The following is an 18,594-nucleotide window of genomic DNA, read 5'->3' on the forward strand; positions in this document are numbered from 1 at the left end:
ATGACAACGATGGATGGAACAACCATGACGAGCGTGGATCAAACATGCATGACAACAATCACCAGCATGATCAATACAAAATGAATGACTATGTCCATAAACAAGACAAAAAATATGGTCAAATGGACGATCATCATGACCAAAATCAACACCATGAGTATAATAAATACAGACCATGCAGGAATCCAGGTTGTATTTTTAAATGTAAGTGTTGGTAATTTTGTATGGGAGCGATTTCTATTTGCTTAGAAAGCTCCCTGTTTGTGTGCTGGTGGATTGAATTTTAGAGGCTAGGTTCAGGTTCCTTCAAAGGACGAATTTAATAAGATAATAGATTCGTCCTTCGACAAAAAATTTTCTTCAAATGCTGCTAGAGTTCGTTTTTCACAAGAATTTAGATTATTTTTAATCAAACGTTTGATTGGCAGTGATTTATGTGGAGAAATGTCGAAGTCTAGCTGCAGATATAGTAAAATGAATACATCGAGTTTCTGGGAGTGAAATGGATTCGGAATCTAAAAAAATGAGGTTATGGAGCATGATCGCCGATTTGCTTACGAAGTTAGAAGATGAAAAGGACCAATGGATGTACGCAGCGATGGACCATTTTCATGAACAGTTTCCGGGCTTTTATAGCCTAAATGATGAAATTGCTGCAGGAACAGCTGAAAATCAGATAATAAAAATGAAAAGCACCGTACATAGCTTTCTCAAACAAAAGAATTTTGATCTTGAAACGAAGCTGCTGGAGATTAAAACGATTGAAGCTAGCCTTTTGGAAGATCAGCGTATTAACGAGAATTTGAAGACAGCGATTGAATTTTTAAACAAGGAGCTTGCCCTTTACGATGACGAACTGCAAGGCTTGGAAAACGTTCAGTTGGAAAAGTTTGAGTTTTTATTGGACGACAGGTTTACCTTGGACAAGAAGGATCAGGTTATCTTTAAGGAGCGGAAGATATCGAAGTTACTAGAAACCTATCAAATGGTCGAGATGGAACTGGTTGATTTTTATCAAAGGCAGCTTTCAGCGATTTGGGTGCTGCTGTCACGCAGTATGCAAAACATTGATTCTGCCATTAAGTTTGATTTTAAAATGGATCCAGCGTTTATTGGCCTTTCCTTAAAGCATGGGCGGGGGCTTGATCAATATCTAAAATCAGGGAATTTTGAAGAGGATTTTCAGATGGTGCAGGATACGTTAGTACGAAATAACGATATCGTCTACCAGTATTATGTCAGCCAGGTTAATCAGTTTAAGCTGCAGGGTATAAAAGAAATTAACCAGCTATGGACACGAAAGAACGAGCACAAAAGCCTGGCAGAAGAAAACCTGTGTGAGCTTCAAGAAAAGAGAGAGCAAAACAAAACGCGTTTGCAAGAACTGCAGGATGAGCTGGGTAGAGAGAAGTTGCAATGGGATCAGGAAATGCTAGAACCCAAGTTGCTAGATGATCTGTTAAAAAGAGAGTTTGTGAAAACCGTGTCACACTGGCAGGAGAGGTTATTCGCGGAGGATACTTCCGATGAGGAGCGATGGATCTATCACCAGTACTGCCAAGTTATTTTAAAGCAAGCGGAGAGGATTATTGGAAATGACTACTTCTAATACAATGGATGATAAATATACAAAGGCCATTCAATCACTTAAAAAAGTAAATAATGAACTGTTTTATGACGACTTGAAAAAGCTAATGAAGGACCGGGAAGAAACAATTGCAGCACTGAATGAAGAAGTCTATGAATCAATTGAAAACATGCAAAGGTCGATGCAGGGCTTTCCTATGCAGGTTAGTGATCGGTTAAAGGAAGAGGTTATTAACCCGCAGAATGAGTTATTTCATCAAGGGATGGAAAGGTTTAATGAGAATATCCTCGTGCTGGAAAAGAAGATTGCTTTTTGGCACCAGCAGTATCAGGAAAATCTAGAGAAAACCGAAAAGTTGTTAGCCGAAGTCAAAGGGTTTCAGCAGGAGGATCAAGAATTTATCATCGGGGAAACAGACAGGGTGATGTCGGACCTTAGATACCTAAAGGACGCTTTGAGTGAGCAGGCTTCTGCCTTGAATGTGAAATATGAAGTGGTGAGCGACCGATTAGGGTTGATGTTACAAGAGTTTATGGCCATTGAAGACAGATACAAAGAGGAAATCGCTGAGCTGACACAGCAGGTAGTGCACATTCAAAAAAATGCCCAGGACAAGTGGGAAGAAAAATGGAAGCTGAGTGTTGAAACTGGTGTAAAGAGAGAAAAACTTTTTAAAAAGTGGCTGATGGGGCTGGCCGTTGGACAGGGAATCTCGGTTTTAATGATGGTTTTGTATTTTATTATGAAGTAACGTGGCGGCTTGCTCTTGAAATGGGGGCGGGTCTTTTTTTTTGATAGTTTTACAGTGTGGGATTTATTCGGCAGATAAACAAAGGGAATTTGCAGGTAAGGAGGGGAGTATGCAGGTCAGAACACCAAATCCGCAGGTAGAGAGAACAAATTCGCAGGTAGGAGGATTTAAACCAAAACCTGGAGAATTCTAGTTCGCCGAGAAAACAAAAAAAGATTCGGTATCATACATAACCGAATCCAAAACGATAAAGAGAGACGGATAATAGGAGGTCCTTCTCATGTCTATATCATAATCCGAATTCATGAACAAACTATGAATAAAGATTTAAAGTACTATTAATGAACGATGAAAGAAAAGAGACCGGCTTCCACTGGAAACCGGCCTCCTGCTCTATTAAACAATCTCATATTCGGTAACGTTGCGGTCAATCACGCGTGCTCCTTTTACAGAAGCGAAATTACCATTTGTAGATGTAAAAACTCCAGACGCGATCATTTCTTCCATTGCAGCCTTTACAACTGCTTCTTCTATCGGTTCCTTCGGATTTTCTACAGATAAACGCGCCGTTTTACCAAATTCCGTAACAAACTCTAACTCTAGTGTTTTCGCCATTTTATTCACCTCCTATCATTTTTTATCTTCCAATTACGCTAGTAAATCGGCATTTTCGACTCTCTCAATATTGCTAAGAGTGTCATTGGATAAACCAATAAGGGCTTGTGCTGCTTGTAAAAGTTGATCTGGGGTTGCAGACTTCTGGATATTGTTAAAAGTCTTTGCCTTAAGAATAGGTTTACCGTCATCATCCATACCCACTTGGAACACCAAACGTAACTTTGACGCTGTTACAACTGCTTGTGCCATCTCTATCACCTCCTTTCACCCTTTATATATAGAAAAATAGGCAAAAAGGACATGGTGATTAAAAATATATTTAGTATCTGATGTTATACTTTAATAAACTAGCAAAAGAAGTGAGGAGAGGAAATGAAGTTAAAAAAAATACACCATATAGCGGTGATTTGTTCTAACTATGAAGTTTCGAAGGATTTTTATGTGCGAATTTTAGGTTTAACGCCTATTAGAGAAGTGTACCGCGAGGAAAGAGATTCTTATAAACTGGACCTTGAGGTAAATGGACAATACCAAATTGAGCTGTTTTCCTTTCCGAATCCGCCAGCACGTGTCAATTTTCCGGAGGCTGCTGGATTAAGACATTTGGCATTTGAGGTGGATAATATTGAAGAAGCTGTCTATCAATTAACAGAACTGCAAGTGGAAGTAGAAGACATACGGATAGACCCATGGACACAAAAGAAATTTACTTTCTTTGCGGATCCAGATGGGCTGCCGATTGAACTTTATGAATGTTAATCAATCATCAGCAAACATTTCACCGAGATATTCCGCATGATCAAGGTACTGTGAAACAAATTCATCTAATGTCATGGGGAAATTGGTATCTTCTACCCAATAATCATAACTCACGGCAATCGTTTTTTTGATGAGATCGTTGCTTAGCCACTTTTGGGCTAATGGATGGTGATGACCGGAGAGGACTGCATTTACATCCTGGATACTGGTTATCCTGAACACCCCCAAAAAATGCTTTTTTCTAGTATATGCAAAAAGATTCCGTTAAGCGTGAAAAACGGAAATTTATTGTTATATTTTGGCTAAAGTATTGATATCAGGATATAGTAATATATGTAGATTTGTGATAGCATATAAAGCACTGTAGAAAGAGGAAGTGAGCTTGCGTGATTAACATAACTGTTCCAAAGCCAGATGTTACGATTACTAAACAGGAAAATCCAGAAATGAGCAATATTTATGGGTTTACTGATTTCCATCTTATCCCCCGTGATAAGGGTGGCATTTTCATGTTTTATAACAAGGATAAAGAGCTGCTGTTTGTAGGGAAAGCAAGGAAGTTACGACCAAGAATCAAGAAACACTTTGAGGATACGGTATCCCCTATTAAAGACCATCGAAATGAAGTCACACGAATTGAGGTTTGTGTGGTTGATGAGCCGGTAGATAGAGAAATCTATGAAACGTACATCATTAACGAATCGAAGGCGAAGTACAATATCGACAAGGCGTTTTTCAGATAAAAATAAAGGTAATAGGTAAAGTCGATAAATGACCGAGCCTATTGCTTTTTTTTATAAAAGGATGAGACTGAATTGGATACGACCTATATTTATACATATTCAGGTTATGAGGATGAACTCTCTTTGCGTGAGTTGGAGATGCGTGCATTGTTTGGTAGTGAATCGCAAACGAATATCCTGGAAAGCACCGTAAAAATTGATCCTAGCCGCAGTCCGTTTATAAAGGAGAGAATTGGTGTCATTTTTGAAGGAGAGAGCATGGAGGTGCTCCTTGAAAAGTTGGCTGATTTCCAAGTAACCGGAGATACGTTTAAAGTGATATTTGTTAAAAATGGTGAGGAAACATTTGCGAATCGGCGGTCTATTGAGAGGGAAGCAGGGCTGCGCATTCAAGGCACTGCGGATATTCTTCATCCCGAGCGGCTGCTTGCTGTCATGCATGTAAATGGAAGATGGGTTTTCGGTGACTATGTGAAAAGTGAATCGGTTTGGTTTCACCATCAGCAGAAGCCGCATCAGTACTCCACTGCGCTTAGTACTCGTGTAGCGAGGGCGGTGGTGAATATCGCCATCCCGAATCCAGCTGGGATAAAAGCGATTGATCCTTGTTGTGGAATCGGGACTGTACTGATTGAGGCACTTTCGATGGGGATTGAGATTGAGGGGAGCGACAACAATCCCGTTATTCTCGCGGGAACAAGGGAGAACGTTACACACTTTGGACTTTCTTGTGATGTGAAGTTTAAAGACATGCGTGATATCACTGACCATTACGATGTGGCGATTATTGATTTACCCTATAACCTGTGTTCGGTGATATCTCCTGAAGAACAGCTGGAAATGCTCCAAAGTGCACGAAGGTTTGCTGATAAGGTTGTAGTGGTAACCGTGGAACCGATCGATCCGATTCTTATCGAAGCAGGATTTGAAATTGTTGACAGGGGTGCTGCGAAAAAAGGGGTATTTATCCGTGAAGTGATTGTGTGCAGGTAAAAATATTTGCGAAAAAAGTGTAGAGCTTGCAGGCCCTGCACTTTTTAGTGTTTTTTGGTTATTAGTACGGTATTGTGGTCGATGAAAGACAAATCAGGAAAGTTCTCATTGGGATTTGTCCTTCATAAGGTCGATGAAGGACAAATTAGGAAAGTTCTCAATGGGATTTGTCTTTCATAAGGTCGATGAAGGACAAATCAGGAAAGTTCTCATTGTGATTTGTCTTTCATAAGGTCGATGAAGGACAAATCAGGAAAGTTCTCATTGTGATTTGTCTTTCATAAGCACGATGAAAGACAAATCAGAAGCGTTCCCAAGAGATTCGTCCTTCATAAGCAGGATGAAAGACAAATTAGAAGAGTTGTCATAGAGATTCGTCCTTCATAAGCAGGATGAAAGACAAATCAGAACCGTTCGCAAGGAGATTTGTCCTTCATAAGCATGATGAAAGACAAATCAGAAGAGTACCCAATGGGATGTGTCCTTCATAAGCATGATGAAAGACAATTCAGAAGAGTTCTCCTAGAAATCCGTCCTTCATAAGAATTTTCATAAGAAAAATTAAACAGCCGATCATTTACAGGTCTTCTCCAGTGGTAGCAATAATCAGCTTATACCAATCAAAGCTTTTCTTCTTAATCCTGTTATTCAACCTTGCCCCTGGCTGTCACGGTCGACATAAATGAAGCGTTAGCGTTTTTTCAGCTCAAATAATCGATCACCGGCTTTTATTTGCCTTTGCTCGGTTATCATTGGGGGGTGATAGTGCTGTTTATTGGTCACAATCACAGGCGTTGTGACAATATATCCTGCACTTTGAATACCTTGAATATCAAATTCTATCAATAACTGACCTTTTTCTACTCGCGCATCTTGAGTGACATGAGCGGTGAAAAACTTACCTTCCAGTTGCACGGTATCCATCCCAATATGGACTAAAATTTCTGCTCCATGGTCTGACGTAATCCCAATCGCATGGTTCGTTGGGAACAAGGCAGAAACGGTACCAGAAACAGGGGAGTAAAGTTTCCCTTCAGCAGGTTCAATGGCAACACCTAGTCCAAGTGCACCAGAGGCAAAGACTGCATCTTGAATACTAGAAAGAGCTTTTACTTCGCCGTTGAATGGACTAAAAAGAAGCTCATAGCCTTGACTAGGATTTGATTGTGTTTCGCCAGTTGGTTTTGACTCACCTATTTTCTTACCTTGGTTCGCTGTATTATTTTTTCCCATTCCAAACAGCCAAGTTAAAATGAAGCCGAAGATAAATCCGACAATCATCGCGAAGATGGAACCCCAGAATCCAGCGTCCAGTCCTCCTTTAGGACTGATATAGGTAGGGATTCCAAAGATACCGAGACCACCGACCATATAAATTTGCGACTCCATAAAGCCTAAAATGGCACCACCTGCTGCACCGCCAATACAACTGATGATAAACGGCCTTTTCAGGGGCAGCGTAATCCCATAAATAGCGGGCTCTGTCACACCAAAAAAACCGGAAATAAAGGCAGGTAAACTAAGCGATTTAATTTTCTGATCCTTGGTCCTTAACCAAACCGCCAGTACTGCACCAATCTGAGCGAAGGAAGCTGCAAACATCGTACCAAGGACGGGGTCTGCGCCGTTAACGGTAAGATTGTTAATCGCAATAGGGACAAGGCCCCAATGCAGTCCAAAGATCACAAATACCTGCCATAAACCTCCGACAAAGAGCCCTGCAATCATCGGGCTGAGATGATATAACCAAAGGGTCGCTTGGCCTAAAAGCACACCGGCCCAAGTGGCGATTGGTCCTATGACAATGAACGTTATCGGAACAACAATTAATAGAGTTAAAAATGGTACAACGAAGGCTTTGACCACATCCGGTATAACCTTTTTTAAAAATTTCTCTACCTTTGCCGCAAAATAACTGGCTACTATAATTGGGATAACCGAAGAGGCATAGCTCATTAAAATCACAGGTATTCCTAGGAAAGTAATATATACGGGGGATTGAAAAACACTCCCAGAAAATAAAGTGGTAATGGGCTCACCTGTTGTTAACGTAGTTAGGGTTGGATAAACAAGAGAGGCACCAATTGCCATCCCAATAAAGTGGGAGCCGCCGAATTTTTTGATGGCAGTGTAGCCTAAGAAAATCGGGAAGAAGTAAAACAAGGAGTCACCGATGGCATTTAAGATATGATAGGTTCCGGTTGTATTCTTTAACCAGCCTAGTGCCACGAACAGAGCGACTAACCCTTTAATCATCCCGGTTGCGGCTAACACGCCTAAAACGGGTGTGAAAATACTAGAAATAATATCAATAAAACTAGTTTTCTGTTTGCCGCCGCCATCGTTGGCATCGACTGGCGATTGTGATTGGAAACCGCCGGCGTTAACCACTGCTTTGTACACGTCTGGCACATGATTGCCAATCACCACTTGATATTGGCCGCCGCTTTTCATCACGGTGACAACGCCTTCCAGGTTTTTTAGCGCATCTGTATTCGCTTTTCCTTCGTCCTTCAATTTAAAGCGTAAACGGGTAATACAATGAACAACGCTGTTAACATTTTCTTTTCCACCGACATTTTGTAGGATGTCTTTGGCTAACTGTTCATACTTCATTTAAACACCTTCTATTCGATGTTTTTAAATAAATGGCTGTGGATTTTATTCATTTTAAGAATCTAAATAAACGGAAAAATCTCGCTTATTTAGTAATAACTAATAAAAGTAGCCTATATAGACGGAGAGATTCCGCCTATTGACCCGAAATACGTGAAATGGGATAAGATTGCTTTGCTTAACCGGAAACTCTCCTCTTATTAACCCTGAAACAGGCTTCATTCTACATTTAACCGGAAAGTCTCCGCTTATCTTACCTCGCTGGTTGCTGGAGCGTAAATAAACAGCCTTAATTAACATAGCCAACTAAATAAAAAAACCTGTATTTCTATGAGTGCACACGGATAGTGTGGTTCAAAGAAATACAGGTTATTCTCTCATTCTTTTAATAAACAACAACAGGCTGGTAAACGCTGAGGTTGTCGTAAACGGCTTTCATCATATTAGGGGTTACGTTGACGCAGCCGCCGGAGCCTTGTGTAAGATAGGCGTTGCTGTTCCAGTTTGTACGCCAGCCGGCGTCGTGAAATCCTTGGCCGCTGTTTGTAAATGGTGCCCAGTAATCGACTTCTACTTCATAATCGGCTTTGCCGACGGCACTGCCCTTGAGTGTGTATGGTGTCCGCTTAAAGAGAATATACCATACACCTGGGGATGTATCTTCACCCGTACTGTGTTTTCCGGTAACAACATTGGTTGTTAACACTAAATTTCCATCTCTGTATAGCCAAATTCGCTGTTCGGCAATGGAAACTTCCGCGTAGGTACCGCCAATGCCATTGTTTGCAATGGTTTCGTAACCATAGCCCTCTTTGTTCCAGCCATTGCCGTGGATATTAGAAGCAGAAACAGATTTTTCTCCTTTTTCAAAAGCGGCTTGAACGAGTGCTGTTTCTTTTTCGACATCAAGCGTCCAGCCATAGCCTTCACCTTTAACCGATATCACAGAACCTGAGTGGGTCGTAAAGGAGAAATGCTTCCCTAATGTGGATTGAGCATTATTAATTTCTGCGATTTTATCCTTTAGGATGCTTGGATCGATAGAAATTTTCATATCTTTTGTCACAGAGGCATTTTTGATTACTTCGCTGCCCTTTAACGAATACACCTTATCTTGTACCGTATAGTCAACCTGATGGTGAAGGAGGTCTTCCAGCAGGTTCTCTTGGTCTTTTACAGTCTGACTACCTTCTTTGGTCGGCTCCATTAATAGTGGATTCAGGTGGATTTCACTCGTAACTGGTTGTTTTTCAAACTCCTTTACGAGACGACTCACATCATATTGAGTACCTTCCACCTCTTGTATAATCGTAACTTTCCCGTCTTGTAAATTTACCTCTGCATCTTTAGGAGCTTGTAAATTTTCATTCATGGCGTTAAGCTTTTGTTCCAGTTCTTTTTTCAGGTTTACACTACGGTATCCATCGTCCTTTCTTGGCGTTAAAAAATACTCCTCTGCTTTGAAGGAAGGCAAAAAAGTCCACTGGCTTTTTACTAGTTTTTTTACTCTAGGCAAATCCTCTTCTGTAACGATCATCTTTGTATCTTTCCCATCTATAAGCAGGTCATTTCCGATATAGATATCGTTTTTCAATACAGATGTTTGTAATTTTTCAAGGGCTTCGTCAGCCGTTAAGCCGCTAACTTCTATGCCGTTAATCTTTTTATTTGCATTAAAGTGGTTTGCCTGATAATAACTCATTCCGATAACCAATAGTAATAACAACCCGATGGCGATAGCGGTCACGTACTTCCAATTTTTAAACCATTTAGCTGGTTTTTTTCGTGATTGGTTAATCTCCCCAAATGATTGTTCTAAAGCGTTTCCCACATTTGTTCCTCCTCACATACCTTTGACTCTTTATTTTAACATGAATTTCCAATTATGTTACATTACTATTAATCTTTTATTACAATATTACAAGATAGTATAACGCAAACTTTGTCGTTAATTGTATAAAAATTTTTTATTTATTTTTTTCTTGATAGGGTGGCAGAGCCAGGGTTGGCGGCTAATATTTTTTTGTGAATTACACAATATTCTTACTTTTCTATTTTATATAGATTGTATATGCTTTCCTTAAGGACTAATCTATCCGTTTTTGAGTTGAGGAAGTCCTCATGCCCCCGTGTTAAAAAAATCTTTCAGTAGGGAAGTGGAGATTAACCCTCGATAGTCCTGATAAAGGACAAATTTCAGGGTAGAGGAAGAAGATTTGTCCTAAACCCCTGTATACCAAAAAACAAAACTCTAAAGTTAACAAAAAAGATTTGCACTATTAAGGAATCTTAGGTTATTAGAAGGAGGTTATTATGTCTAAACATAAAAAAACATACGTGACGAAAGCAGACTTTATGCTTCATGGCGGAGACTATAATCCTGACCAATGGTTAGACCGTCCGGATATTTTGGAAGATGATATTAAATTAATGCAACTTGCTCATACGAATACCTTTTCGGTCGGAATTTTTGCTTGGGCGGCACTTGAGCCGGAAGAAGGAGTTTACAACTTTGAATGGCTGGATAAAGTAATTGACGATATCTATAGCATAGATGGTCGAGTCATTTTAGCGACACCAAGCGGGGCTCGACCTGCATGGATGTCACAAAAATACCCTGAAGTACTGCGTGTGAATGGCGCTAGGGTTAAGATGCTGCATGGCGGCAGGCACAATCACTGCTTTACCTCTCCTGTATATCGTGAAAAAACACAGAAGATGAATCGTATGCTGGCAGAACGTTACGGGAACCATCCTGCTTTACTAATGTGGCATATTTCAAATGAGTATGGCGGCGAATGTCATTGCGATTATTGTCAAGAAGCTTTTAGAGCTTGGTTGAAAAAGAAGTATCATAACGATTTAAAGTCTTTGAACGACGCGTGGTGGGGGCCCTTCTGGAGCCACACTTTTACAGATTGGGAGCAAATTGAATCTCCTTCCTCGATCGGAGAAAGTATGGTTCACGGCTTAAATTTAGATTGGCGCCGTTTTGTAACAGACCAAACAATCGATTTCTATGAGAATGAAATTGTTCCGATCCGAGAGTTGACACCAGAAATTCCGATTACCACGAACTTTATGGCAGATACACATGAGTTAATCCCGTTCCAGGCGCTTGATTACAGCAAATTTGCGAAACATCTTGATGTAATCAGCTGGGACGCATATCCCGCTTGGCATAATGATTGGGAGAGCACTGCGGATTTAGCGATGAGAGTCGGATTTATTGATGACCTCTATCGCTGCTTAAAGCAACAGCCATTTTTATTAATGGAATCCACTCCTAGTATGGTTAACTGGCATCCTGTTAACAAAGCGAAACGCCCTGGCATGCATAAGCTTGCTTCAATGCAAATGGTGGCGCATGGCTCTGATAGTGTTCTATACTTCCAGTGGCGGAAATCTCGCGGTTCTTCGGAAAAATTCCATGGTGCTGTTGTCGATCATGACAATAGCTCGGAAAACCGTGTATTCCAGGATGTTGCCGAAGTCGGTAAAACGCTTGAAAAACTTTCTGATATCGTTGGTACCAATCGTCCTGCAGACGTGGCCATTTTATATGATTGGGAAAACAATTGGGCGCTTAATGATGCACAAGGTTACGGTTTGGAGACAAAACGGTATGCGCAAACCCTTGTCCAGCATTATAGTGCTTTCTGGGAAAAAGATATTGCGGTTGATGTCATTACGAAGGAACAGGATTTTACGGGCTATAAATTATTGATCATTCCTATGCTTTATTTAGTTAGTGAAGAAACAATTGCTCGTCTGAAGGTATTTGTTGCCGGCGGCGGTACGTTAGTCACGACGTATATTAGCGGTATTGTGAATGAGCATGATTTAACCTATACAGGCGGATGGCACAAGGATATGCAAGAAATCTTTGGTATCAACCCAGTAGAAACAGATACTTACTATCCTAGTGATAGAAATGCTGTTACGTATCAAAACCAATCCTACGAATTAAAAGACTATGCAACAGTGATTAAGGTGGGGACAGCAACCGTTGAAGCTACCTATGAATATGATTTCTATGCGGGAACACCAGCGGTTACAAGCCATTCGTATGAAAATGGAAAAGCCTACTATATCGGCGGCCGTTTAGAAGATCAATTCCAACGTGACTTCTACCAGGGATTGATCAATGATTTGTCACTTGAACCAGCCTTTAAGGTGAAACATGAAAAAGGTGTATCAGTCCAAGTAAGACAATCTCCTGAAAGTGACTATGTATTTGTCATGAACTTCACCGAAGAAAAACAGCCAATCACACTCGAAACAAAAGTCACAGACCACCTTACTGACGAAGAATTATCCGGTGACCTCACCTTAGAAAAATATGAAGTGAGAATCCTTGAGAAAAAGAAATAAATAATACCATGAGAGGGGGAAGAGTTCCCTCTCTTTTACTATTACACATTAATGGTGCCTGTCACCGCTCGTGGACAGTGTCCACCTCAGGCGGACAGTTGAGTGGGTTTAAACTGCTTTTTATCTATAATCTAGAATGTTCGTCACTTTGGAGTTTCTTAGTGGCCGAAGTTTTAAATTACACATTTGATAGGATACCGGGTTATTTTTCAGTGGTTTGAAAACAACGCACAATACTTACTGCTTTCCCTATGGTCTCCTTACTTGTACATAAGAATAGAATTTCGTACCTTAAGCCCAATTTCTAGCTGAAATTGGGCTTAAGGTGATGGCTGTGTACTTCTTTTCCGATTTTTAAAAAAAGCAATCCCTAAGAGCAGTAAAGGAAAAAGGATAAGAAGGAAAGGGTGTAAATAGCGAGTAACAAATTCCAACCCTTCTTTTAAATGCTCTGCATAGCTGCTTGCGATGGTGACAGACATGAATAAAACAATCAACCCCATCGGATAGGTTAACTTTGAAGGTTCTTTAATCTTGAATATGATTGCCGTACTAGCAACGGCAGCATAAAAATATATGCTAACTTTAAAATAAATAGAGATGACGGTCGCGATCATAAAAAAAACATCAAGACGTTCAAGAAATTCCGCTACTTGTATGCTTTGAATGGTACTTAACAGTGGGAATTGAGAACGCGAAGTTAGGTCTACACCCAATACACCAATGTTAATTGCCATGGTAATCGCAAGATTAATTCCACTTAGCCCTATTGCAAATAACCCTACTTTTATTACTTTTTTTCTTTTCGTTACATAAGGGAAAATCATCGTAAAAACGATGACCTCACCAAATGGAAAAAATAAGGTTTGCGTATAAAATACCTTGATAACCGGAAAAATCCCTTCCTCTAGTATAGGTTTTAAATTATTTACATCAATGAGTCCAGAAAAAACAATTAGAATAAACCCAGTAATCGCAAGCAGATAGATAGAAACAAAAAACAATTCACCTGTTCTTGCTACGACCTCAATGCCTTTGCTAACAGCATAAATAATAACTAGCATCAGTAAGGCATTTACCATAAATAGGGGTGTTTCAAGATAGGCAAAGGTCAGGAGCATTTCACCAAAATCACGAAGTACCCTGGCGGCTAAATAAATAAAAAGAATAATATAACAAAATGCAAGGAGGTTACCTGCTATTTTTCCAAGTAGCTTTTGCATATATTCTGGGGGCGATAACTCTGGATAATAAAGAAATAAACGGTAATGTATCCAGAATAAGAATAACCCCCCTGCCATTCCAAACAGAATAGACAGCCAAGAATCTTGTTTGGCTTCAATTGCCAGAGGCACTAATATCGCACTGCCTAGTTCAAATAACAAGATTAGGACAAAAAGCTGGTATAAGCTTATCCTTGCCTTTTCCATGCTTTTGTCACTTCCTTTTCATCCTTTTTCACTTTACTTATTAACTTTGTGTGGGTTGTTGCGTAAACCTGTTCGGCGAACGAAGGCGTCCACTACAATCTCTGTCTTAACTTCTGGAAAATAAACATCATTCCAATTGGATTTCATCTTTTTCCAAACTTTAGGATTCGTTCGATGAAGAGCCTCTCCAAAACCAAAAATATCTGCTTTATATGTTTTTGCTTGCTGTACAGCCTGATTAATTTCTTTTTTTATTTCCTTTTCTATTGCTTTTTCTATGTTTAAAAGAACATCAGGGTCTGTAACGTCAGCCGCCGCTCTTATCTCACCAAGATTTCCCTCTGCTTCAACCTTAATTGAAACCCGGGGTGTTCCATTTTCCATTTTTGCCATTATCTTTGTTTTTTGTCTGATTAATTCGTATGTTACAGCCTCTTCTTTTCCTTTCCAATTGATGGCAATTGCCGAAGACTTTAGTTTGTCGAGGAGGAATAAAGATCCTCTTGAAGCCTCGCCATCAATCCAATCAACTAACTTGCCGTTTTTAAATATCGCAAGGCTGCCTGCGTAAAGTAACGCAGAGGGTTCTGTTTGCTGAGTGTTTTCGGTCTTTGTTCCTTTGGAAACATCTCCGCTTAAACGAAACCCTGAAACAACCAGTTCTTTTCCAGGCGAGACCAGTGTCTTTATGGCTTCTTGCACATTAACCGCGATATTTTCTCCCCAAGTTTTTTCCGTGATTCTCAACGTTTTGATTACTTTGTTTGCTGGGATTTTATCAATTGCAGTTAACACTTTAACAATGTCGGAAGCTTTCTTTCCCTGGGCGATGACAATGATGGCTGTACTTCGAAATTGCGCATCGCGTTCTAGCGAATCAAGGATTTCGTTAATAGCCTCTTCTTTAGCGAGTTCTTCACTAATGACAACCAAATTTGTATGCGCATAATACAGTCTTCTTGACAATTTACGAGATGTATTTCTGCTTAACTCGACGATTGTATCTCCGGTTCCGGAGACGATGGAAACAGGAGGTCCTTGATTCCCGCCGCCACCTTGCAGTCCGCTTGCTACGTTCCCTGGATTAATAATTTGCATAGTGCCAACATATCTGCCTTGTTCGTTCTTGTCTATTCCCAAAGCAGCAACAATGGCCAAGTCGGTTAACTCCTTTTTGCTCCAACAACCTGATAAAAGGAAGATACTAACGATAAAAATTAGGAAAAACAATAATCGCTCAATTTTCATCTTGGTCACCTTTTTCTATAATAGAGTTGACCATCCCCTTGCTTTTAGGAGGTTGTGGTTTCTGGTTCTCACCTACACGATTCTCAAGTTCACTGCTAAATAGCCTTGGCCGTTTTTTTTGCGCCCATAATGGCAGACGGACGATTGTATCTCCGAGGTTCTCCACGATAAGGGGGGCCATCGGAGTTAAATAGGGTACTCCGAAAGATCGAAGGCTGCATAAATGTACAGCGAGAATGATCACCCCTAAAATGATTCCATAAAAACCGAAAGTGGCGGCTGCAAACATAAATCCAAAGCGAATGAGACGGGAAGAAATGGCTACTGCAAAAGCTGGAGTTGCAAAATTAGCAATGGCAGTAATCGCAACAACAATAACCATAGCTGGAGAAACAATCCCTGCCTGAACGGCTGCCTGCCCAATAACCAGGGCACCAACAATGGAAATGGCTGAACCTACTGCTCTAGGCATTCTGACTCCGGCTTCACGGAGGATTTCAAAAGAAACTTCCATAATCAGGGCTTCTACCAAAGCTGGAAAAGGAACTGTTTCCCTCTGAGCTGCGATGGCGATTAACAGTTGTGTCGGTATCATTTCCTGATGAAAGGTTGTAATCGCAATATAAGCAGCGGGAGCAATAATAGAGATAAAGAATATTAATATCCTTAAAAATCTTAATGCTGTTGCAATATCCGCGCGGCCATAATAATCCTCTACCGACTGAAAAAATTGGATAAACACAGCTGGTGCGATTAAGACAAAAGGCGTACCATTCACAACGATTGCTACCCTGCCTTCAAGGAGATTACCCGCGACCATGTCAGGCCTCTCTGTATGGTAGAGGGTTGGAAAGGTAGTCAATGCTTCGTCTTCAATAAACTGTTCAATATAGCCTGATTCAAGAATACTGTCTATTTCAATACTTTTTAATCGATTTCGTACCTCTTGAACAATATCTTCCTTTGCTATGCCTTTTATATACATAATAGAAACATCTGTTTTCGTGACGCTGCCAATCTTCATATTCTCCATCCACAAATTGGGGTTTTGAATGCGTCTGCGAATCAATGCGGTATTTGTACGGATAGATTCGGTAAATCCATCCCTTGGCCCGCGAACTGTTACTTGGCTGCTGGGTTCTTGAATGGAACGCTGCTCCCCGCCTCTTGTGCTGGCGCTAAGCGCTTTATGTGAACCATCCACAAGGATAATGCTCTCACCTGACATTAAAGACAGGAATAAGTTCTCCCAATCTGTAATTTCTTTCACATCACCAAGTGCTACTACATCCTCGAGTAGTATTTCAAAGAGTGGCCGGCTGTTGTGAACGGTACGATGATTCATCGTGGATTCAATGATAAAATCATTAATTGCCTTGCTATCAGCAATTCCTTCTATAAAGACAACTGCTACATTCGGCCCTATGCCGTCTCCTAGTTGTAATTTTCGGATGTTTACATCTGTGCTGTTACCTGTTTTTTCTTTTATGTAATCAATTTGATCTTGTAACGCACTATGAATGGCTTTCACAGGCTGAGGATGGCCGGTCTGTTGAGTCTGTTTCTTTTGCAGTTTTAATTTTTTCATTTTTTTGGATAGGGAAAATAGAGACATCGTCACTAAACCTTTCCTGCTTTTTTATTATTTTCCACTAATATTGAAAAGGTATTCGTAATTCTAGAAAGTACCAGAGCAATTTCGACATAAATGAGGAATGATAAATTGAAAGGTGAGAAGATAATGAAGATAATCGTTATTACGTTAGCGGTGTTTGCCGTATTAATTGGTTGTTCCTTCGGGATTGACCTTATGTTGGGGTTTGAAATGAAAACCGCTTGGCGTAATGCCACAAGCCCTTTTCGAGTGATGGAAGTTGCTGAATACTTTGTATTTGTTTTTCTGATTGCGATTTATTTATTAAAAAAGCTATTTGAATTGACGAAAAAATGGATAGTTAGAAAATTGTCGAAGATTTTGGAGTAGGTGAGTGTGATAGTAAATGAGGATATCCATTCTGGTCTACTGCGAGTTAATGGATAAAGGTACTTTTTACCGAAAGATGTCTTTGTGCCACTATTGTGTCACAGAGACATCTTATTTGGGTCTTACTTAACCAAAACAATCAGTACAGGTAGTATGAAAAAGGACAATAAGGTAGTCCAAAGAATCGTTTTAGTTAACACTTTTGGTGACGCGTCAAATTTTTCTGCTAGAATACCGGCATTGATTGCAACTGGCATACAGGATAATACTAATAGAGTAGAGTACATAATACCCTCGATCTTTAAAAGATTTAAACACAATAAAGCAATCAGAGGTGCGATTATTAATCTCATGCCCATGCCTGTCCAAAAGGTAATCCGAGTATTCCTGTTGATACTTTCTGTTTTTACATTGGCCATTTGTGCTCCTAAAACTGCTAGAACGATGGGCGGGTAGGCTTCGGCGATCATGGAAACTCCAGTGGACATACCACCTGGCAAGGTTAAATCAAAAATGCGTAACACTATGGCTAGTAGTACTGCGTAAATAGCCGGAAGAGCAAACACTGATTTAACCGCATTCTTTATTGTAAAGTGAGAGCGTGCTGCAAAGAAGATTCCTAGTGTATTCATCATGACCATCTGCATTATAATGTAAATTGCTGCTTTTTCAAGCCCTAGTTGCCCGAAAGCTAGCAAGATGAGTGGAATTCCGTAATTGACTGAATTGGTAAAGGAAGAGATTAAAGTTAACCCAGCTACATCATTAGCTGGTAGTTTGAGAAATTTACCTAAAATACCGGCTGCAACCGCAAGCAAAATAAGGTTTAATAGGGAATAAGTTAAAGTTAAATAGACATCCGCACGTGATAGGTGCGCCTCCATTAATGTATCAAAAATCAGGAACGGAGTTATGTAATATAACGCAAAGTTTAAAAGCGGCTTGATTTCGAGTTTCCCAAATCTGCTAAGCAAGACTCCTGCTATAACAGGTATAGAAAGCGGTAGTATCACATCAAAAAGTGTGTCAAATATTTCAGCTATCATAAAAAACTTCCTCTCTAATTATCAAACTATCATTAATCGAAATCATTTAACGAGCGATACCAGTTATGTACATTAATTATATAATAAAAGATTTTCCCTTCATAATAATGATTGCAATCGATGTGCAAGATATAAGTAATTAACGTAATGATTGATGTAAGTTTGTCTATTACTACTTATAGAAACAGTTTAAAAAAATATTATTCTAAGAAAAGGAAAGATTTTTGTTGCATAAGTAAATCGAAGGTGCTATTATAAGGGAGTTGCTTTTAACGCCAGCTTTTCTAGTTGGAAGTAAGGGTGGAAAAAGTTAAATTATTATGTTGAAATAATAATAGAGTTGTGATATGATAGTATCACTGTCGCTTAAGACATGATAGATTGTTCTTTGAAAACTAAACAAACAAGAACGTCAACAAAAAATATTAGTTTCTATAGAAGAAA

Annotated in this window: 16 protein-coding genes and 2 pseudogenes; 8 read left to right on the forward strand and 10 right to left on the reverse strand. The window is 39.8% G+C overall.

The window, feature by feature from the left end:
• The 3 genes and pseudogenes from BANA01_RS30105 to BANA01_RS27375 all read left to right on the forward strand — a co-directional run.
• Positions 1-218 (forward strand): annotated as a pseudogene (locus BANA01_RS30105) (hypothetical protein); the annotation flags it as partial.
• Positions 219-523: 305 nt separating this feature from the next.
• Positions 524-1,609, forward strand: a complete 1,086-nt coding sequence (locus BANA01_RS27370) for a hypothetical protein (protein WP_157411907.1) — start codon at positions 524-526, stop codon at positions 1,607-1,609.
• The gene (locus BANA01_RS27375) at positions 1,596-2,339 is read left to right on the forward strand and encodes a hypothetical protein (RefSeq protein WP_034672943.1); all 744 of its coding nucleotides are present in this window, start codon (positions 1,596-1,598) and stop codon (positions 2,337-2,339) included. Before BANA01_RS27370 ends, BANA01_RS27375 begins: the two co-directional genes overlap by 14 nt.
• 396 nt (positions 2,340-2,735) lie before the next feature.
• Here BANA01_RS27375 and BANA01_RS27380 read toward each other — a convergent pair whose 3' ends face one another.
• Both BANA01_RS27380 and BANA01_RS27385 read right to left on the reverse strand, forming a co-directional pair.
• Positions 2,736-2,954, reverse strand: coding sequence for a DUF2922 domain-containing protein (locus BANA01_RS27380; RefSeq protein ID WP_034672946.1), 219 nt, complete (start codon positions 2,952-2,954; stop codon positions 2,736-2,738).
• 33 nt (positions 2,955-2,987) lie between these two features.
• Entirely contained in the window at positions 2,988-3,206 is a 219-nt protein-coding gene (locus BANA01_RS27385) for a DUF1659 domain-containing protein (RefSeq protein WP_034672948.1), read from the reverse strand.
• 123 nt (positions 3,207-3,329) lie between these two features.
• Here BANA01_RS27385 and gloA2 point away from each other — a divergent pair, with 123 nt between their 5' ends.
• A complete protein-coding gene (gene gloA2 / locus BANA01_RS27390; protein WP_034672951.1) occupies positions 3,330-3,716 on the forward strand; it encodes an SMU1112c/YaeR family gloxylase I-like metalloprotein in 387 nt (128 codons plus the stop codon).
• On the opposite strand, the gene BANA01_RS27395 is transcribed toward gloA2, so the two are convergent.
• Positions 3,717-3,938, reverse strand: a complete 222-nt coding sequence (locus BANA01_RS27395; RefSeq protein ID WP_157411908.1) for a hypothetical protein — start codon at positions 3,936-3,938, stop codon at positions 3,717-3,719.
• A 164-nt stretch (positions 3,939-4,102) separates the two neighbouring features.
• Here BANA01_RS27395 and BANA01_RS27400 point away from each other — a divergent pair, with 164 nt between their 5' ends.
• Together BANA01_RS27400 and BANA01_RS27405 are read left to right on the forward strand one after the other, a co-directional pair.
• Positions 4,103-4,459, forward strand: coding sequence for a nucleotide excision repair endonuclease (locus tag BANA01_RS27400; RefSeq protein ID WP_034672955.1), 357 nt, complete (start codon positions 4,103-4,105; stop codon positions 4,457-4,459).
• A gap of 72 nt (positions 4,460-4,531) precedes the next feature.
• Entirely contained in the window at positions 4,532-5,452 is a 921-nt protein-coding gene (locus tag BANA01_RS27405) for a TRM11 family SAM-dependent methyltransferase (protein ID WP_034672957.1), read from the forward strand.
• 577 nt (positions 5,453-6,029) lie between these two features.
• Here the strand turns inward: BANA01_RS27405 and BANA01_RS30830 are convergent.
• The 3 genes and pseudogenes from BANA01_RS30830 to BANA01_RS27415 all read right to left on the reverse strand — a co-directional run.
• Positions 6,030-6,139, reverse strand: a pseudogene (locus tag BANA01_RS30830) (hypothetical protein); the annotation flags it as partial.
• A gap of 3 nt (positions 6,140-6,142) precedes the next feature.
• Positions 6,143-8,068, reverse strand: coding sequence for a beta-glucoside-specific PTS transporter subunit IIABC (locus BANA01_RS27410; protein ID WP_063255502.1), 1,926 nt, complete (start codon positions 8,066-8,068; stop codon positions 6,143-6,145).
• Between the two features lie 385 nt (positions 8,069-8,453).
• Complete coding sequence (locus tag BANA01_RS27415) at positions 8,454-9,899, reverse strand: L,D-transpeptidase family protein (protein ID WP_063255503.1); 1,446 nt, start codon at positions 9,897-9,899, stop codon at positions 8,454-8,456.
• Between the two features lie 479 nt (positions 9,900-10,378).
• Here BANA01_RS27415 and BANA01_RS27420 point away from each other — a divergent pair, with 479 nt between their 5' ends.
• Positions 10,379-12,442 (forward strand): beta-galactosidase, encoded by a 2,064-nt coding sequence (locus tag BANA01_RS27420; RefSeq protein ID WP_157411909.1) that lies wholly within the window; start codon positions 10,379-10,381, stop codon positions 12,440-12,442.
• Positions 12,443-12,762: 320 nt separating this feature from the next.
• Here the strand turns inward: BANA01_RS27420 and BANA01_RS27425 are convergent, their stop codons facing one another.
• Genes BANA01_RS27425 through BANA01_RS27435 form a run of 3 tightly spaced genes read right to left on the reverse strand, consistent with a single transcriptional unit; the run spans position 12,763 to position 16,735 of the window.
• Positions 12,763-13,872 (reverse strand): GerAB/ArcD/ProY family transporter, encoded by a 1,110-nt coding sequence (locus BANA01_RS27425; RefSeq protein WP_063255505.1) that lies wholly within the window; start codon positions 13,870-13,872, stop codon positions 12,763-12,765.
• 33 nt (positions 13,873-13,905) lie between these two features.
• A complete protein-coding gene (locus tag BANA01_RS27430; protein ID WP_063255506.1) occupies positions 13,906-15,120 on the reverse strand; it encodes a Ger(x)C family spore germination protein in 1,215 nt (404 codons plus the stop codon).
• Positions 15,110-16,735 (reverse strand): spore germination protein, encoded by a 1,626-nt coding sequence (locus BANA01_RS27435; RefSeq protein ID WP_063255509.1) that lies wholly within the window; start codon positions 16,733-16,735, stop codon positions 15,110-15,112. The genes BANA01_RS27430 and BANA01_RS27435 overlap by 11 nt, the downstream gene beginning before the upstream one ends.
• A 126-nt stretch (positions 16,736-16,861) precedes the next feature.
• Between BANA01_RS27435 and BANA01_RS27440 the strand changes: the two genes are divergently transcribed.
• On the forward strand, positions 16,862-17,104 hold the full coding sequence (locus BANA01_RS27440; RefSeq protein ID WP_063255507.1) for a YczF family membrane protein: 243 nt from the start codon (positions 16,862-16,864) through the stop codon (positions 17,102-17,104).
• Between the two features lie 122 nt (positions 17,105-17,226).
• Here the strand turns inward: BANA01_RS27440 and BANA01_RS27445 are convergent, their stop codons facing one another.
• Complete coding sequence (locus tag BANA01_RS27445; RefSeq protein ID WP_063255508.1) at positions 17,227-18,150, reverse strand: AEC family transporter; 924 nt, start codon at positions 18,148-18,150, stop codon at positions 17,227-17,229.
• Positions 18,151-18,594: the final 444 nt, after the last annotated feature.

The sequence above is a fragment of the Neobacillus niacini NBRC 15566 genome (assembly GCF_001591505.1).
Lineage (GTDB): Bacteria > Bacillota > Bacilli > Bacillales > Cytobacillaceae > Neobacillus > Neobacillus niacini.

What these genes read in the sequence shown, in the direction of transcription:
- BANA01_RS27425 (WP_063255505.1), bottom strand. Translation starts at nt 13,872, where the DNA reads ATGGAAAAGGCAAGGATAAGCTTATACCAGCTTTTTGTCCTAATCTTG.
- BANA01_RS27435 (WP_063255509.1), bottom strand. Translation starts at nt 16,735, where the DNA reads ATGTCTCTATTTTCCCTATCCAAAAAAATGAAAAAATTAAAACTGCAA.
- BANA01_RS27445 (WP_063255508.1), bottom strand. Translation starts at nt 18,150, where the DNA reads ATGATAGCTGAAATATTTGACACACTTTTTGATGTGATACTACCGCTT.
- BANA01_RS27370 (WP_157411907.1), top strand. Translation starts at nt 524, where the DNA reads ATGAGGTTATGGAGCATGATCGCCGATTTGCTTACGAAGTTAGAAGAT.
- gloA2 (WP_034672951.1), top strand. Translation starts at nt 3,330, where the DNA reads ATGAAGTTAAAAAAAATACACCATATAGCGGTGATTTGTTCTAACTAT.
- BANA01_RS27380 (WP_034672946.1), bottom strand. Translation starts at nt 2,954, where the DNA reads ATGGCGAAAACACTAGAGTTAGAGTTTGTTACGGAATTTGGTAAAACG.
- BANA01_RS27440 (WP_063255507.1), top strand. Translation starts at nt 16,862, where the DNA reads ATGAAGATAATCGTTATTACGTTAGCGGTGTTTGCCGTATTAATTGGT.
- BANA01_RS27385 (WP_034672948.1), bottom strand. Translation starts at nt 3,206, where the DNA reads ATGGCACAAGCAGTTGTAACAGCGTCAAAGTTACGTTTGGTGTTCCAA.
- BANA01_RS27410 (WP_063255502.1), bottom strand. Translation starts at nt 8,068, where the DNA reads ATGAAGTATGAACAGTTAGCCAAAGACATCCTACAAAATGTCGGTGGA.
- BANA01_RS27375 (WP_034672943.1), top strand. Translation starts at nt 1,596, where the DNA reads ATGACTACTTCTAATACAATGGATGATAAATATACAAAGGCCATTCAA.
- BANA01_RS27430 (WP_063255506.1), bottom strand. Translation starts at nt 15,120, where the DNA reads ATGAAAATTGAGCGATTATTGTTTTTCCTAATTTTTATCGTTAGTATC.